Origin of the sequence: Yokenella regensburgei ATCC 49455 (assembly GCF_000735455.1) — a bacterium.
In the GTDB taxonomy this organism is placed as follows: domain Bacteria; phylum Pseudomonadota; class Gammaproteobacteria; order Enterobacterales; family Enterobacteriaceae; genus Yokenella; species Yokenella regensburgei.
Window position 1 is genome coordinate 85,711 of record NZ_JMPS01000042.1, and the last position, 16,652, is coordinate 102,362.

Below are 16,652 nucleotides of genomic sequence, written 5' to 3' on the forward strand. Positions count from 1 at the left end.
GATTAGAGGAAGTCTTTATCCTTCACCACGATGAGGGGTTCGATATCGCTCTCTTTTTTCACCACCAACGAATCGTCGCCGCGCAGGCAGGTCCCGCCATAGCTGCCGCCCACCGTGAAGGTACACACCTGAATGTACTTACCGTCGACCTTCGGCAGACACCACAGCTGCTGGTAGATGCTCTTGCGATCGGCGAAGTTACCCGAGCTCTGGTCCAGCAGTTGCTCGTCGTGGCTGACCAGATCGATATTACTGCCGCAGCGCCCAGAAATGGGCTTCACGGCGTAACCGGTTTTGGCGAGCTCTTCGTTAACCACAAAATCAGTATCCAGCAGATAGCGATGCCCCGGGAACAGCGACCACAGCACCGGCAGAATGGCTTTGTTGCCGGGAATAACCGTCCACAGCGGCTCAAACACCAGCACTTCAGGACGCAGCAGCACGTCTATCAGGCGTACGTCCTGGTACGGATGTCCGGTGCGGATCGGGACGGCGGCATACTCCGTTTCGCTCACTTCGCGTACCTGCTCAATGGCAGTTTCCCACGCCCAGGTCTTCCATACACAGTTCACTAACCTGCCGTCGCCGTCGATAAGCTGCCCGGCATCGTCCCAGCGCAGTTCAGCCAGCCCGCAGAGAATTTTGCTCTCAAACCCGGCCTGGGTAAGGGAGCGCTGAATAAACTGCGCGTGATAGCTCTCTTCGAGATCGTTATCCTGCATGATGTGCACGAATGGCCGCGCCCGGCTGTGCTGCCACGCCCCGGCCAGCTCATCCAGCAGATCTTCCGCCGGATTATGCCCTTTACCGCTATAGCCCTGCTCGGCCCACTGCTCAAGGATAAGACCACCCTCCGTATGGCAGGAGGCAGAGTCGGCGTTGTATTCGTACACCTTCAGCCCGCGTTCATCCATACAGAAATCCATACGACCGGTGATCATATGGTGGCGACGACGCTGCCAGGAAAGGCGCAGACGCGGCCAGAGGATCTTCGGAATATCGAACAGCGCCAGCAGGTTATCGTCTTTCATCACCTTATCTGTCGCGTGCAGATACATCAGATGCAGCTCGTTGGTGGCCTTGATGAGTTCCTGCTCGGCGGTCTCTGAAATTGTGAAATACTGGTACGGATCTTTGTTGATCACATGGCCGTTGGCACGCACGTAGGCCATCTGCAGCGGATCCCGCTCGTTAAGCCATTTGCCGTCAAACTGACCTTTATCTGCCAGCCGCGCGCCATGGATCGCCAGCAGTTCGCCGGGAACCTCCGGCTGCGGTTCGCTGTACTGCGCATCATCGGTCTGGATCATCCAGCCCAGAATATGGGTGTCGTCGAAGGTATCATGGATAGTGTAGTGGCCGTCCTGCACCGTCAGCGTCAGCTCACGGGTCCACTGCTGGCCCGGCGGCAGCGGGTGGTGCAGCACGTTCTGCTCGGCAACCCGCACTTTATTACCCAAAAGCTGGGTGACTACCGCGACGTGACCCGTCTCGTGGAATTCCCCCCCCTTCTGCCAGATAAGCAGCGAACCGGCGACAGGAGGCCGGCGGCAGCCGTTGGCAAACGCTTTCAGCGGCAGGAGGTTATCGTTGACCACTTCGCGCAGGAAGCGCAGCGAGAAAATTTCATAGGCCATGCCAACATCGGTAAAGACAAAGCCGTAGGTCAGAAACAGGAAGCGGCGCGCAAACTCAACGCACTGCCACTTGTGACCCATATATTCATTACCGATATAACTACGAAACGACGGATCGTCGTGGGAGAAATCGGAACCTAAACTGCTGTAATTCGAAGAGTAAATCGCTACGCCACCTGGCGCGTACCCCAACAGCGTTCCGAATGGGGCATCACTGCTCTTTGTACCTTTGCTCATGCGCAAACCTTAGAAAAAGACCGCCCGAGCAGAATGGTTGGATAAATCCTTCTAGATATGCTGCTGCAGGCATGATGAACCGGTCAGAGGTGCCTTATGATAGCACTGCCGGAGCGCGGAGGTGAGTAAGTGTGAACCCGTAGCCATTTTTTTCTCCGTAAATTAAGTATTATTCATCATAGTTATGAATGGAGAGATAATTATGAATAAAACACTCACTCTTGCCCTCTTTGCCACGCTGTTTTGCGCTGGCGCCCAGGCCGATTCCAAAGTGCTGACCCCGGAGAAAGGGGGTACCCCGAATAAAGTCTTCAGCAAAGCGGAAGCTCCGCAGTTGAAGGTCGTCACCTACAACATGGCGGCAGCGCGCGTGGGTGAACTGAGTGAAGTAGCAAAGGCAATCAAGAGCCTGAACGCAGATCTTATTTCGCTCAACGAAGTTGACGTCAATACCGAACGCAGCGGCAAAGTGGACCAGGTGAATGAACTGGCAAAACTGACCGGCATGCACGGTGCCTTCGGCAAAGCGATTGATTTTGAAGGTGGCCAGTACGGCGTCGCGATCCTGTCTAAGTATCCGGTGGAAAAGCAGCAGGTCTTCAAACTGCCGTCCGGCGACGGTGAGCAGCGCGTGCTGTTGATGGTGCAGGTGCGTAAACCTGGCCTCGCCGAGCCGGTGCTGTTCATGACCACCCACCTCGACTGGCAGGAAAATCCTGCGCTTCGCCAGCAGCAGATCCGTGAGATCAACAGCATCAGCATCGGCAGCACCGATTCCGACGTCAGCGAAATCGCCTCGCGCATTAAGATCCTCGCCGGGGATTTCAACGATGTGGAAGGCAGCGTCGTGCTGAATGAGCTGCAGCGTTACTGGAACCCAGTGCTGGTGCAAGGCAAAGATATGCGCACCTGGCCTGCCGCTAACCCGGCGCTCGATCTCGATCACCTCTTCACCTTCAAGGGCCAGCGCTGGGCAGTAGAGTCACTGACCGTCCCGAACCAGAGCCCTGAGTGGAACAACATTAACTGGCCTGCCACCAGCGACCACGTCCCGGTCGTGGCCGAGCTTAAGTTAACCGAGCAGTAAACCATTGGGGGGAGACGGCCGCCTCACCGGCTCCCTCCAATAACCCCTCAGTTCGTTAAACCCTTCCTCTTGCACCTGCTACACTGGCTCAACACCCCATGTAAAAAGGCAGGTCAACATGACAGACAATACCTGGCAACCCCCGAAGGTATGGGAATGGAAGAAAAACAACGGCGGTGCTTTCGCCAATATTAACCGTCCGGTTTCTGGCCCGACCCATGAAAAAGTGCTGCCGGTTGGCAAGCACCCGCTTCAGCTTTACTCGCTTGGCACCCCGAACGGTCAGAAGGTCACCATCATGCTCGAAGAGCTGCTGGCGCTTGGCGTCACGGGCGCCGAATATGACGCCTGGCTCATCCGCATTGGCGAGGGCGATCAATTCTCCAGCGGTTTTGTAGACGTGAATCCGAACTCAAAAATCCCGGCACTGAGCGACCACTCCACGACCCCACCGACCCGGGTGTTCGAATCCGGTAATATCCTGCTGTATCTGGCAGAGAAGTTCGGTCATCTGCTGCCCAAAGATCCGGCAGGACGCACCGAAACCCTGAACTGGCTCTTCTGGCTGCAGGGCGCGGCCCCGTTCCTCGGCGGCGGCTTTGGCCACTTCTTTAACTATGCGCCGGTAAAAATCGAGTACGCGATCGATCGCTTTACGATGGAAGCGAAACGTCAGTTCGACGTGCTGGATAAACAGCTGGGGCGCGGGCGCTATGTAGCGGGCGAAGAGTACACCATTGCCGATATCGCTATCTGGCCGTGGTATGGCAACGTGCTGCTTGGCAACGTCTATAACGCCGCTGAGTTCCTCGATGCGCAGAGCTATAAGAATGTGCTGCGCTGGGCGAACGACATTGCGCACCGCCCGGCGGTGAAACGCGGGCGCATCGTCAACAAAACCAACGGCCCGCTGGAAGAGCAGCTCCACGAACGCCACGACGCCAGCGACTTCGATACGCAAACCGAAGACAAGCGTCAGGGATAATTCGCTATAACCGGGCCTCGTGCCCGGTTTATCCTTCCAGCCGATACCCCGCCATAAAATAGCGGATCGCCGTGGCGGATTCGTTTTCGCGGAAGAAATCCATCACCATGTCGCGCTCCAGCCCATAGCGACGGGTGAGGATCCCCGCCTCCCAGGCGCTGAGCTGCCGATCTCCCGTTTTTTCATACATTCGCTGCGAGTATCCGAGCACAAACCCGCGCTTGTAGTCAGCACAGAACTGCGCCACGTTGACCGCGCTGTCGGCTTTTGGCGCATTCAGCCCGGCAATCAGCCCTTTACCAAAATGGTTGTCCATCATGTCAATCCCCTCAATCGTTATATATTAAATTATATAGCGATTTTTTAACCTCAGGCCAGATCTAAATGCAGGACACAGACAGGTTGTTTTCCAGTCAACGGGTGGTGTAGGGTAAACGCGTTAAGATAGAAACAGTGTTTCGAAAATAACAACCATTGAAGGAGATATTATGTCCTGGCTTGCGGATCCTGCTCGCTATGAGCAGATGCAGTATCGCTACTGTGGTAACAGCGGCCTGCAGTTGCCCGCTTTATCGCTCGGCCTGTGGCACAGTTTTGGCCACGTACAGTCGCTGGATTCCCAGCGTGCGCTGCTGCGAAAAGCGTTCGATCTCGGTATTACTCATTTTGACCTCGCCAATAACTATGGCCCACCGCCGGGCAGCGCCGAGGAGAATTTTGGCCGCCTGCTGCGCGAAGATTTCCCCGCTTATCGCGATGAGCTGATTATCTCTACCAAGGCCGGATACGACATGTGGCCAGGTCCGTACGGCTCCGGCGGGTCACGTAAATATCTGCTCGCAAGCCTCGACCAGAGCCTGCAGCGCATGGGGCTCGACTACGTCGATATTTTCTATTCTCACCGCGTTGATGAGAAAACCCCGATGGAAGAGACCGCCGCCGCGCTGGCGCAGGCGGTACAGAGCGGTAAAGCGCTGTACGTGGGTATCTCTTCATACTCGCCCGACCGCACGCAAAAAATGGTGGAACTGCTGCGCGACTGGAAAATCCCGTTGCTCATCCACCAGCCCTCCTACAACCTGCTGAACCGCTGGGTCGACAGCAGTGGGTTGCTGGACACGCTGGAAGAAAACGGTGTGGGCTGCATCGCCTTCACGCCTTTAGCGCAGGGCCTGCTGACCGGGAAATACCTCAACGGCATTCCGGACGGTTCGCGTATGCAGACCGAAGGGAAAAAAGCCCGCGGGCTGACGGAAAATATGCTGAGCGAAGCCAATCTCAACAGCCTGCGTTTGCTGCACGACATGGCGCAACGTCGCGGGCAGTCTATGGCGCAGATGGCGCTGAGCTGGCTGCTGAAGGACAACCGCGTTACGTCGGTGCTGATTGGAGCCAGTCGGCCAGAGCAGCTGGAAGAGAACGTCCAGGCGCTGAACAATCTGCAGTTTACGCCAGAAGAGCTGGCGCAGATTGACCGCCACGTGGCGGACGGTGAGCTGAACCTGTGGCAGGCGTCATCCGATAAGTAGTCAGGAAAAGGGAGGCATAAAGCCTCCCTTTTGTTAGCGCTTAAATCCGCTTTAACCCTTCCAGTGCCTTTTCCAGATAGGTACGCGGGCAACCCAGGTTCAGGCGAATAAAGCCGCTGCCACCGGGGCCAAAGCCGCAGCCCATCGACGGTGCTATACCGGCGATATCGGCCATCACCCATTTGAGCTGTTCATCGTCGAGGTTCAGCTGGCGACAATCAATCCACAGCAGATAGGTGCCCTGCGCCGGGGTGATCCTCGCCCACGGAAGATGCGCTGCTGCCTGCTCCTCAAACCAGCGGCGATTTTCAGCCAGATAGGCCAGCAGTTCATCCAGCCACGGTCCGCCCTCCTCCCAGGCTGCGGTGGCCGCCTGTACCGACAGCGCGTTGAATACATCAAGCCCGTGCGCATCCAGGCGACGCATGAAAGCATCGCGTAATGCCGGGTCGGGGATGAGGAAGTTGGAGATCCGCAGCGACGACAGGCCAAAGGTTTTGCTGGCAGACGTTGCTGCAATCACCCGGTTATGCCAGCGTTCGTGCAGATGCAGCACCGAGGTGAACGTCTCGCCCGGCAGCAGCAGGTCAGCCCAGATTTCATCAGAGATAACAATAACATCGTGCTTTTCACACAGCGCCAGCAGCTGCTGCAGCTCTTCTTTAGACCAGCAGCGCCCGGTCGGGTTGTGCGGATTGCAGAGGATCATCAGCGGCGGCCGCTCGGCGCGGAACAGCGCCTCCAGCTGCTCCAGATCCATCCTGTATCCGGCGTCACCTTCTTCGCGCAGCGGATTTTCCAGCAGTCGCCTGCCGTTCAGATTGATAACTTTGGCAAAGGAGCCGTAGTACGGCCCCTGAACCACGATCCCATCACCGGGATGGCTCAACATCTGTACCAGCAGAGAAAGCCCTGGCACGACGCCTTCTACGCTGCACACCCACTCCTGCTTTACAGTGAGCTGATGGCGGGCGGCGGACCAGGCAATCAGCGCATCAAAGTACGCCTGCGGTCGTTCGCTATAGCCAAAAATACCGTGATCAACGCGCTGATGCAGCGCCTGCTGCACCACCGGTGGACAGGTGAAATCAAAATCGGAAACCCACATCGGCAGCAGCTTTGCAGCGCCATCGCCGAAGTGGCGCTCAATGAAATCCCATTTCACTGAACCGGTATCATGCCTGTCGATAATCTGATTAAAATCCATCTTGTTCCCTTCTTATTCCGTTACGGCACTCTTCTGCGCCTGCTCTGTGGGAGCCGCAGTGCGTGCAATACCGATCCCGGTAAAACCATAAAATAATGCGAAGAAAATAGCCGCGTAGCACTGAACCGCCCACGGCAGCAGGTCGAGGGTGCTCACGCCAAGCGTTGTCGCCATATAGACCCCGGCCGAAGTCCACGGCAGCAGTGGTTCGATAACGGTGCCGGCATCCTCGATGGTGCGCGACAGGTTCTTGTTATCCAGCCCCATGCGGCGATAGGCGTCTTTGAACAGCTCTGCGGGAACCAGCAGCGCCAGCTTGCCGTCGCTGGTAGCGCCGGTGACCAGAATAGTGGTGGCCACGGTCGCCGCAATCAGTTGTCCGACGCTTTTGATAACCGTCAGCAGGCGGTTGATGATGATGGTCAGCGCACCGGTAAGCGTGAGCGCACCGGCGAACGAGAAGGCGCAGAACACCAGCAGGATGGTACTCATCATCGAGAACATGCCGCCGCGGTTCAGCAGGCGAGGAACATCGGCAATCACCCCTTCAGTCCCCTGCGGGAACATCGAGAGATTGAAGCCATCGATGAAAGCATCCAACCCTTGCTTCACGCTCAGCCCCTGCATCACCACGCCGAGAATCAGCGCCAGCACGCAGGCGCTCAGCATCAACGGGATAACCGGTTTTTTACGGATGGCGCCCCACAGTACGATGACCGGCGGCAGAATAAGAATGATGTTGAAGTGATACAGCGATTCCAGCGAGTTGACGATATCGGTCACGCGCTGTGGGGTTGCCACGTCGCCAATCATACTGCTGTGACCTGCTACCAGATACACCACCGCGGCAAGAATAAAGGTCGGGATGGTGGTCCACATCAGGTGCTGAATATGCTCAAACAACGTGGTGTCGGCAACGATGGCCGCGAAGTTAGTAGAATCGGACAGCGGCGAAATTTTGTCGCCGAAGTAAGCACCAGAAACAACCGCCCCCGCCGCTGCGGCAAGAGAGACATCCAGACCCGATGCCACGCCCATCAGCGCCACACCCACCGTCCCGGCAGAACCCCAGGAGGTCCCGGTACAGACGGAGACGACGCTCGTCAGGAAGAATGCCGCAATCAGGATATATTCCGGGCTAATCAGTTTCAGCCCCCAGTACACCATGTAGGGGATGGTGCCGCTGAACATCCAGGTGCCAATCAGGCCGCCGACGCAGATTAAAATCATGATAACCGGCATCGCCTTCGCGAGCTTATCCACCACGGAGTTGATAATGTCTTCCCAGCAGTATCCCTGCCACCAGGCAAGGGCCGCTGCCACCGCCGCAGAACACAGCAGCAGCGGTTCAATGCGTAAACCCATGACGCCGTAGCCAACGATCAACAACAGCAGCATGGCGATAATGGGGATCAGGGCCAGGCCAAATGACAGCGTTTTTTTCTTGTTCTCTGATGCACTCATAATGGAGCTCCAGTCGGTAAGGTAGCTCAAGGGTAGGTTGATAGCCTGATAGCAACTGTGATCGACAATGTGCCGCCATGTAAGCGATTACATGGGATTTACGAATCTGAAGCAGATCACAGTTTTGACGCTTGACGGTGGATGGACGCAGAGACAGGGGCAACCGAGTCGCGGATAACCAGCTCCGCCGTAAAGCTGTTGGCGCTCGGTGGAATGGTCGCTCCCTCCTGGAGCTGGATCGCCAGCTGTGCCGCACAGCGTGCCATTTGCTCCACCGGATAATGCATGGTGGTCAGCGCCGGATGCAGGTAGCGCGCCAGCACCACATCATCAAACCCGACAATCGACAACTGCTGCGGCAGGCCAATGCCCTGCTGGTGCAGCACGCGCATGATCCCGGCGGCCATCACGTCGTTGAAGGTCACGGCGGCGGTATAGGGAATGCCGCTATTAAGCAGCAGGTGTGCCGCACGCTCTCCCCCCTCTTCATTAAAGGGAACGCTAATCACCCAGCGTTTATCCGGCGTGATGCCATATTCCGCCATCGCCTGGCGGTAGCCTTCAAGACGCTCCTGACGGTCGATGATAGGGAGATCGGAGGTCACGCAGGCGATGCAGCGGTGCCCCTGTGCGAGCAGATGAAGGGTGGCTTCCCGCGCGGCGCTGCGGTTTTCCAGCCAGATACAGCGGTTCGCCATCCCGGCGATGTAGCGATTCACCATCACCATCGCCGGAAAATGGGCACCATAGCGCAGGAGTTCTTTTTCTGACAGTCGGCTGGCGTGAACCACAATGGCCTCGCAGCCCTGGTTTACCAGAAAATCGAGACCGGCTTTTTCCATCGCCTCGTCGTGCCCGCCGCTGCACACCATCAGGCGATACTGCTGCTTGCGGGCAACGCTCTCCACGCCGCGCGCCAGATGCGCGAAGAAAGGGTCAGCCAGATTACCGGTCAACAGGCCAAGCATATCCCCGCTGCGTTTTGCCAGCGCAATAGCCGCAGCGTTACGCCGGTAGTTGAGGTCACGCATCGCTTTCTCGACGCGCTCGCGGGTGACCGGCTCCACCCACGCCGTCTGGTTCATGACGCGAGAAACCGTGGCGGTGGATACCCCCGCCAGCATTGCCACATCCTTGATAGTCGCCATCCACTCCCCCTTCTCTACTGTCTGTTCATCAGAGAGCATACCACCGCAGGCGGGCGCTTAGCGTCGTGGATGTGCAGAGTTGAGAGGGGGCTACACTTCCTGCGGATCGATATAGGGCCGACGATACTGCGGCCAGACCAGCGCCACCAGCGCAGGCCACGCATCAAGGCTGAACTCACGGAAGCATTGCTGCAGGTTGAGCACATCGAGATCGGTATGCGGGACCTTTTCGCCGTTCAGGCAGCGCTTCTTAATATTGTCGTAGTATTTATACACGGCAGAGTTGAGATCGCTGCAGCGACGCTGCGCTTCAAATAACCCCGGCGTGGTGTTTATTTCCGCCATGTTCATGCGTTTGACGGTGGCGTGGAGAAAATCGATATACTCATGATTGACGCGCCAGTACCACACCGGCGTGATCGCATTCATCAGGAGCGAGAAATGATCTTCCCCTTCGTCTTTAGTCAGCGGATTTAGTGGTTCTTCGGGAAAACCCTCCACCATTGTTTGTTTTTTATTGCTGCCCGACATCAATAAAAGAATGATGCCCGTGACCAATAAAATTGCTATCACGAAATAAATAACGTTGTTCATGGTTCACTCCATTTTTTTTGATTTTAAAATTGCCTCATGATATTGTCAACGCGCCTCCTTCCTGCACGAATTAAATCCGTAAGGACTATCTCAATGATACCTGAGACGCTGACTCCGGAACGGTTCCATCTTGCTGCAACGGCAAAGGAATCCGGAGAAGCAGATAAAAATGCTAGCCAAACTCAAAATAAAAGAACGCTTGCCGGCTATGAGAACGATATTCTGGCAACGGTGGCTCACAACGGGCAGTCGCGCAATATGCTGCTGGAAGAACGCGATCGCCATATAAAAGAGCGACTGTTCCGCGTCATTAAAATTGAAGCCTTTGCCCGGGCCATGAATGATTTACAGGCGCAGGGTGTACTCGACGCTCAGGAATTAAGTCAAATTATTAGCGAAAAAACAGAGTTTATTAATGAGGCAGGTAATAAAATTTGGCTTAATTTAATTACCCGTGAAAAAACAACGCCTATCTTTTATCACATCGCAGATGAGTAATAAACATGAAGGATGTTGAAGATAATAACGTCTATTTGACTTTAGACGACATAAATCGCGATGAGATCCTGTTGCAGAAGAACCTGACGGCGTTGATTAATGAAAAGAACGCAGCCATTGAACGCACCGCCCAGGCGCTGGTGTCTATTCCTGCGGCACTGGTGCAGATGAAATGGCAGCACCGCCGTGAAATCTACGGCTGGCAGGTGAAAGAAGAGATCTATGGCGCGACGATCAACGAAATCATCAGCCGCAAACCAGAGCTGAAAGATAAAATCTGGGCGCAAATCGAGGCCAGCTACCAGAAGATAGTGGCACGAGAGGCCGCAACCCTGCGTCTGTCACGCAAGCTCGCCGATGGCGAACTGCGAACCGCTAACGTCAACATCGTGGCGCTTACTGAAAAGCCGAGCTCAGGTAAATAAAAAAGGCTGGCACCCGGCCAGCCTTTCATAATGTGAGTGAGAGCTTACTTCGCCTTCACGGTCTCTTCACCGACCAGACCAATCTTCAGATAGCCCGCCTGGTGAAGCGTATCCATCACCTTCATCATCGTTTCATAGTCGACGGTTTTATCCGCACGGAAGAAGATAGTGGTGTCTTTCTTACCTTCCGTCACCACGTTCAGCGCGTTAATCATGTCAGCATCCGTGACCTGATCGTTGCCGAGGAACATCGATTTATCAGCCTTCACCGACAGATAAACCGGTTTTTCCGGACGCGGCTGCGGCTGGCTGGATGACGCCGGCAGATTCACTTTCACGTCTACGGTGGCAAGCGGAGCGGCCACCATGAAGATAATCAGCAGCACCAGCATGACGTCGATAAACGGCGTCACGTTGATTTCATGCATTTCACCGTTATCGTCCAGATTTTCATTAAGACGCATGGCCATAACGCGTTAACCTACCCGTAATTTCTGAGCCGTGCGAACCGGACGAGCAGCACCGCTGGCGTTCAAATCCAGGTCACGGCTTTGCAGCAGCAGGACCTGAGCCGCCACATCACCGAGCGTTGCTTTATAGCTGCCGATCATGCGGGCGAAGATGTTATAGATAACCACCGCCGGGATGGCGGCAAACAGGCCGATGGCGGTTGCCAGCAGCGCTTCGGCGATACCCGGAGCCACCACCGCGAGGTTGGTGGTCTGCGTCTGGGCGATACCGATGAAGCTGTTCATGATGCCCCAGACGGTACCGAACAGACCGACAAACGGGGAAATCGCACCGATGGTGGCGAGGTAGCCGTTGCCACGACCCATATGGCGACCGACGGCGGCGACGCGGCGCTCGAGGCGGAAACCGGTACGTTCTTTAATGCCTTCGTTATCTTCCGAACCTGCGGAGAGCTCCAGCTCGTTCTGGGCTTCGTTCAGCAACTGTGAACTCAGGCTCTGATTATGGAAGGAGGCGGCCACTTCACTCGCCTGATCGAGAGAACGGGCTTCGCTCAGCTGCTGCTGTTCGCGCTTGAGGCGGCGCTTGTGGGACAACAGTTCAATGCTTTTACTGAAGAAGATAGCCCAGGTGACGACCGAGGCCAGTAACAGACCGATCATGACGACCTTAACCACGATGTCGGCATGTTGATACATACCCCAAACGGAGAGATCCGCCTGCATCAAATTATTACCCACTCTTTATCTCCAGGATTTAAATCATCAAAACTTTGCGCTAATCATATCAAACTAACGTCGAATTGATAGTGGTTCTCATTAGTATTTACATACTGACGCAAATCCCACCGCAATTCTTTGCGCTTACGCAGTAAAAAGTGCCACGCGGGATTTTTGACAAAATTTTCTGCTTTATCCACCCGCAGCAGGTACAGTGACGAACAAACATGTTAGTTTAGACGTCCAGACGTATAAAGACAGGAATTCCTCATGGCTGACAAACACCTTGATACCGCACTGGTCAACGCCGGGCGCAGTAAAAAATACACCCATGGCGCGGTAAACAGTGTGATCCAGCGCGCTTCATCACTGGTGTTTGACACGGTAGCTGCTAAAAAACAGGCGACCCGCAATCGCGCGAAAGGTGAACTGTTTTACGGTCGTCGCGGTACGCTCACCCACTTTTCATTACAGGACGCGATGTGCGAGCTGGAAGGCGGCGCCGGTTGCGCCCTCTTCCCCTGCGGAGCAGCAGCGGTTGCCAATACGATTCTGGCATTTGTCGAACAGGGTGATGAGGTGTTGATGACCAACACAGCCTACGAGCCAAGCCAGGACTTCTGCAGCAAAATTCTGGCAAAACTCGGTGTCACCACCCGGTGGTTCGACCCGATGATTGGCGACGGTATTGCCGCGCTGATTCAACCCAACACCAAAGTGGTGTTTCTTGAATCTCCAGGCTCCATCACCATGGAAGTGCACGACGTTCCGGCTATCGTGCAGGCGGTTCGCCGCGTCGCTCCTGAAGCCATTATCATGATCGACAATACCTGGGCCGCGGGCGTGCTGTTCAAAGCGCTGGAGTTCGACATCGATATCTCCATTCAGGCGGCGACCAAGTACCTGATTGGTCACTCCGATGGCATGATTGGCACCGCCGTGGCCAACGCCCGCTGTTGGGATCAACTGCGCGAAAATGCCTATCTGATGGGACAAATGGTGGACGCCGATACCGCCTACATGACCAGCCGCGGGCTGCGCACCCTGGGCGTCCGCCTTCGTCAGCATCATGAAAGCAGCGTCAAAATTGCCGAATGGCTCTCCACTCATCCCCAGGTGGAGCGGGTCAATCATCCTGCCCTTGCAGGCAGTAAAGGACATGAATTCTGGAAACGCGATTTCACCGGTAGCAGCGGCTTGTTCTCGTTCGTTCTCAAAAAGCAGCTGACTGACGAGGAGCTGTCCGCCTATCTAGACCACTTCGAACTTTTTAGCATGGCCTACTCCTGGGGCGGCTATGAGTCACTGATTCTGGCCAATCAGCCCGCGCATATCGCCGAGATCCGCCCCGATGGTGAGGTAGATTTCAGCGGCACCCTGATCCGACTTCACATCGGTTTAGAGAACGTTGACGATCTTTTGGCCGATTTAGCGGCAGGGTTTGCCCGCATCGTGTAAAGTTTCGCTAAGGTTCCGCCTGGTCTGGACAGATTTACAGACACTACTGTACGAAAATTCTGTCGGCGGTGCGCCCGGGATCAAGGTGTTCCGGGCATTTCAGGAGTACAATATTCCGAAAAGCGTAGTTCCTTAGGAAAACCCATGGTAGTCATTCAAGAGATTGTCGCCGCTCTCTGGCAGCACGACTTTGCTGCATTAGCGAATCCTCACGTCGTTGGTATTGTTTATCTGGTTATGTTTGCGACGCTGTTCCTTGAGAACGGCCTGCTTCCGGCTTCCTTTCTGCCGGGCGACAGCCTGCTGCTGCTGGCGGGGGCTCTGATTGCCAAAGGGGTGATGGGTTTTGTCCCGACGCTGATTATTCTGACGACCGCCGCCAGCCTCGGCTGCTGGCTGAGCTATATCCAGGGCCGCTGGCTCGGGAACACCAAAACCGTTAAAGGCTGGCTGGCGCAGCTGCCGACGAAATACCATCAACGCGCCACCTGCATGTTCGACCGCCACGGTCTGCTGGCCCTGCTGGTCGGTCGCTTTCTGGCATTTGTTCGCACCCTACTGCCTACCATGGCCGGGATTTCAGGACTGTCGAATCGCCGCTTCCAGTTCTTTAACTGGCTGAGCGCCCTGCTGTGGGTCGGTGTGGTCACCAGCCTCGGCTACGCGCTCAGTATGATCCCCTTCGTCAAACGCCATGAAGATCAGGTGATGACCTTCCTGATGATCCTGCCGCTGTTCCTGCTGGTTGCCGGGCTGTTTGGCGCCATCGCGGTGGTGCTCAAGAAAAAGTACAGCAACGCCTGAGTTCAGCTCCCTCTCCCGTCGGGAGAGGGCTACAGCCCCTGCATCATCCGAATGCGGGCCGCATCTTCCCCCGGTGTAATGCCAAAGTAACGCTTAAACTCGCGGCTAAACTGCGAAGCACTTTCATAGCCCACGCGCATCGCCGCCGCGCTGGCTTTCATTCCGTCGTGCACCATCATCATCCTGGCCTTATGCAGGCGGTAGGTTTTCAGGTACTGCAACGGTGAAGTACTGGTCACTGACTTGAAGTTATGATGAAACGCCGAGACACTCATGTTGGCCTCTGCCGCCAGTTGATCGACGCTCAGGTTTTCCGTGTACTGACTTTCAATGCGTTTTAGCACCCGGCTAATCAGGCTGAAATGAGTCTGCCGGCTCACGAGCGCCAGCAGCGCACCGCCACACGGCCCGGTGAGCACGTGGTAGAGAATTTCGCGGATTATCTGCTTACCGAGAATACGGGCATCCAGCGGGCGGTCCATCACGTCAAGCAAACGCTCGGCGGCGCAGAGAATATCCTCATTCAACACGGCGGAATTAATGCCGCTTGCCGCCACCGCAGGGCGAAAATGCTCATCCTCGCCAATATCCATCAGCAGCTCCTGTAACTGCAGGATATCGACATTCAGGCGTAGCCCGGCCAGCGGGACTTCCGGCGTGGCAAAGGTTTCACATTCGAACGGCAGCGGTACGGTCAGCAGCAGATATTCGTTGGTGTCGTAGCGAAAAGAACGCTCGTTGATGTAACCGACTTTGTGGCCAGAAAAGAGAAACACGATGCCCGGTTGGTACATCACCGGCGTGCGGGTACCCGGCTGAGTGCCGTACAACAGGCGCACGTCAGGCAGCAGCTCGCTCAGGCGCTGTTGATTGTTTATCAGTGACTTAATCTGTTCTGTTAGCTGCAGACAGATGGCTTCACGATTCATGAAAGGGTTCTCCGCTCGCGGTTTTCGACAATCTTATTGTGCGCAGAATAGTGCTATTTCTCCAGCTCGTTGTAGAAATGGGCAAGACAACGGCAGGAATGTGCATTGAGAGCTCCGGGCCAGAAGACCACAATGTGCCACATCAGGCAGGCCACCCGCCGCCATTTTTATTCACCCTCCATAAGGGCACGAGCAATGAACAATTTTAATCTCCACACCCCAACCCGTATTCTGTTTGGTAAAGGCGCCATCGCCCTACTGCGCGACCAGATCCCGGCTGATGCTCGCGTGATGGTCACCTACGGCGGCGGCAGCGTGAAAAAAACCGGCGTTCTTGATCAGGTATTGAATACCCTGAAAGGCCTGAACGTGGTCGAGTTTGGCGGTATCGAACCGAATCCATCGTACGAAACGCTGATGAACGCGGTGGCGCTTGCCCGTCGTGAAAACATCACCTTCCTGCTCGCCGTCGGCGGCGGCTCCGTGCTGGATGGCACCAAATTTATCGCTGCAGCCGCACACTATGCAGAAAACATCGACCCGTGGCATATCCTGGAGACCGGCGGTCGCGACATCAAAAGCGCCATTCCGATGGGCTCGGTGCTGACCCTGCCTGCTACCGGTTCTGAATCCAATAAAGGTGCGGTTATCTCGCGTAAAACCACCGGCGATAAGCAGGCGTTTATGAATGACCACGTCCAGCCGGTGTTCGCCATTCTTGACCCGGTGTACACCTACACTCTGCCGCCGCGCCAGGTAGCCAACGGCGTGGTTGATGCATTTGTTCACACCGTTGAGCAGTATGTTACCTGGCCGGTTAACGGCAAAATTCAGGATCGTTTTGCCGAGGGTATTCTGCTGACCCTGGTGGAAGAAGGCCCGAAAGCGCTGGCCGAACCGGAGAACTACGACGTGCGTGCTAACGTGATGTGGGCTGCTACTCAGGCGCTGAACGGCCTGATCGGCGCGGGTGTTCCTCAGGACTGGGCAACGCACATGCTGGGCCATGAACTGACCGCCATGCATGGCCTGGATCATGCCCAGACCCTGGCTATCGTCCTGCCGGCGCTGTGGAATGAAAAACGCGATACCAAACGCGCCAAACTGCTGCAGTACGGCGAACGTGTCTGGAACATTACTGAAGGCTCCGACGATGCGCGTATCGACGCCGCCATCGCCGCGACTCGCCACTTCTTCGAACAGATGGGTGTACCGACTCGCCTTTCTGACTATGGCCTCGATGGCAGCAGCATCCCGGCTCTGGTGGCGAAACTGGAAGCTCACGGAATGACTCAACTCGGTGAAAAACAAGACATTACCCTCGATGTCAGCCGCCGCATCTATGAGGCAGCTCGTTAAGGATTTGCGGTTTTCCCCTTTCGTTTTGGCATATTTCGACCAGGCTTAATACTGGAGTCTCGTCGGGTTTCGACCCGGCGAGCTTAAAAATATGGAGGAAC

General features: G+C 55.8%; 17 protein-coding genes. 8 read left to right on the forward strand and 9 right to left on the reverse strand.

All coding sequences use genetic code 11. The features are described 5' to 3' along the window. Positions 1–2: 2 nt before the first annotated feature. Positions 3–1,874: a bifunctional glutathionylspermidine amidase/synthase gene (gss, locus tag GYRE_RS12920; protein ID WP_006818299.1), complete on the reverse strand. Its 1,872-nt coding sequence runs from the start codon at positions 1,872–1,874 to the stop codon at positions 3–5. 202 nt (positions 1,875–2,076) lie between these two features. Here gss and GYRE_RS12925 point away from each other — a divergent pair, with 202 nt between their 5' ends. Together GYRE_RS12925 and yghU are read left to right on the forward strand one after the other, a co-directional pair. After that, positions 2,077–2,961: an endonuclease/exonuclease/phosphatase family protein gene (locus GYRE_RS12925; protein ID WP_038255777.1), complete on the forward strand. Its 885-nt coding sequence runs from the start codon at positions 2,077–2,079 to the stop codon at positions 2,959–2,961. Positions 2,962–3,079: 118 nt separating this feature from the next. Beyond that, positions 3,080–3,946, forward strand: coding sequence for a glutathione-dependent disulfide-bond oxidoreductase (gene yghU, locus GYRE_RS12930; RefSeq protein ID WP_006818297.1), 867 nt, complete (start codon positions 3,080–3,082; stop codon positions 3,944–3,946). Between the two features lie 28 nt (positions 3,947–3,974). Here the strand turns inward: yghU and GYRE_RS12935 are convergent, their stop codons facing one another. Then, on the reverse strand, positions 3,975–4,262 hold the full coding sequence (locus GYRE_RS12935) for a DUF2623 family protein (protein WP_038255849.1): 288 nt from the start codon (positions 4,260–4,262) through the stop codon (positions 3,975–3,977). A gap of 172 nt (positions 4,263–4,434) precedes the next feature. Between GYRE_RS12935 and GYRE_RS12940 the strand changes: the two genes are divergently transcribed. Continuing rightward, the gene (locus tag GYRE_RS12940; RefSeq protein ID WP_038255779.1) at positions 4,435–5,475 is read left to right on the forward strand and encodes an aldo/keto reductase; all 1,041 of its coding nucleotides are present in this window, start codon (positions 4,435–4,437) and stop codon (positions 5,473–5,475) included. A gap of 40 nt (positions 5,476–5,515) precedes the next feature. Here GYRE_RS12940 and GYRE_RS12945 read toward each other — a convergent pair whose 3' ends face one another. The 4 genes from GYRE_RS12945 to GYRE_RS12960 all read right to left on the reverse strand — a co-directional run bounded on the left by GYRE_RS12945 (position 5,516) and on the right by GYRE_RS12960 (position 9,888). Beyond that, positions 5,516–6,682, reverse strand: coding sequence for a MalY/PatB family protein (locus GYRE_RS12945; RefSeq protein ID WP_038255781.1), 1,167 nt, complete (start codon positions 6,680–6,682; stop codon positions 5,516–5,518). A gap of 12 nt (positions 6,683–6,694) precedes the next feature. Further along, positions 6,695–8,146, reverse strand: a complete 1,452-nt coding sequence (gene nhaC, locus GYRE_RS12950) for a Na+/H+ antiporter NhaC (protein ID WP_006818293.1) — start codon at positions 8,144–8,146, stop codon at positions 6,695–6,697. Positions 8,147–8,262: 116 nt separating this feature from the next. Beyond that, complete coding sequence (locus GYRE_RS12955) at positions 8,263–9,294, reverse strand: LacI family DNA-binding transcriptional regulator (protein WP_038255783.1); 1,032 nt, start codon at positions 9,292–9,294, stop codon at positions 8,263–8,265. 90 nt (positions 9,295–9,384) lie between these two features. Beyond that, positions 9,385–9,888: an ESA_00282 family adhesion-associated protein gene (locus tag GYRE_RS12960; protein ID WP_038255785.1), complete on the reverse strand. Its 504-nt coding sequence runs from the start codon at positions 9,886–9,888 to the stop codon at positions 9,385–9,387. Between the two features lie 93 nt (positions 9,889–9,981). Here GYRE_RS12960 and GYRE_RS12965 point away from each other — a divergent pair, with 93 nt between their 5' ends. Together GYRE_RS12965 and GYRE_RS12970 are read left to right on the forward strand one after the other, a co-directional pair. Then, on the forward strand, positions 9,982–10,386 hold the full coding sequence (locus GYRE_RS12965; RefSeq protein ID WP_038255787.1) for a hypothetical protein: 405 nt from the start codon (positions 9,982–9,984) through the stop codon (positions 10,384–10,386). A 5-nt stretch (positions 10,387–10,391) separates the two neighbouring features. After that, positions 10,392–10,811, forward strand: a complete 420-nt coding sequence (locus GYRE_RS12970; RefSeq protein WP_006818289.1) for a hypothetical protein — start codon at positions 10,392–10,394, stop codon at positions 10,809–10,811. A 44-nt stretch (positions 10,812–10,855) separates the two neighbouring features. Here GYRE_RS12970 and exbD read toward each other — a convergent pair whose 3' ends face one another. Both exbD and exbB read right to left on the reverse strand, forming a co-directional pair. Further along, entirely contained in the window at positions 10,856–11,281 is a 426-nt protein-coding gene (exbD, locus tag GYRE_RS12975) for a TonB system transport protein ExbD (protein WP_006818288.1), read from the reverse strand. Between the two features lie 6 nt (positions 11,282–11,287). After that, a complete protein-coding gene (exbB, locus tag GYRE_RS12980) occupies positions 11,288–12,022 on the reverse strand; it encodes a tol-pal system-associated acyl-CoA thioesterase (RefSeq protein ID WP_038255789.1) in 735 nt (244 codons plus the stop codon). A 249-nt stretch (positions 12,023–12,271) separates the two neighbouring features. Between exbB and metC the strand changes: the two genes are divergently transcribed. After that, on the forward strand, positions 12,272–13,459 hold the full coding sequence (gene metC / locus GYRE_RS12985) for a cystathionine beta-lyase (RefSeq protein ID WP_038255791.1): 1,188 nt from the start codon (positions 12,272–12,274) through the stop codon (positions 13,457–13,459). A gap of 144 nt (positions 13,460–13,603) precedes the next feature. Next, positions 13,604–14,263, forward strand: coding sequence for a DedA family general envelope maintenance protein YghB (gene yghB, locus GYRE_RS12990; RefSeq protein WP_006818284.1), 660 nt, complete (start codon positions 13,604–13,606; stop codon positions 14,261–14,263). 29 nt (positions 14,264–14,292) lie between these two features. On the opposite strand, the gene GYRE_RS12995 is transcribed toward yghB, so the two are convergent. Further along, positions 14,293–15,192, reverse strand: coding sequence for an AraC family transcriptional regulator (locus tag GYRE_RS12995; protein ID WP_006818283.1), 900 nt, complete (start codon positions 15,190–15,192; stop codon positions 14,293–14,295). Positions 15,193–15,387: 195 nt separating this feature from the next. On the opposite strand from GYRE_RS12995, the gene yqhD reads away from it, so the two are divergent. Further along, positions 15,388–16,551 carry an alcohol dehydrogenase gene (gene yqhD / locus GYRE_RS13000; protein ID WP_038255793.1) on the forward strand — a complete coding sequence of 388 codons (1,164 nt, stop codon included), beginning with the start codon at positions 15,388–15,390 and terminating at the stop codon, positions 16,549–16,551. Positions 16,552–16,652: the final 101 nt, after the last annotated feature.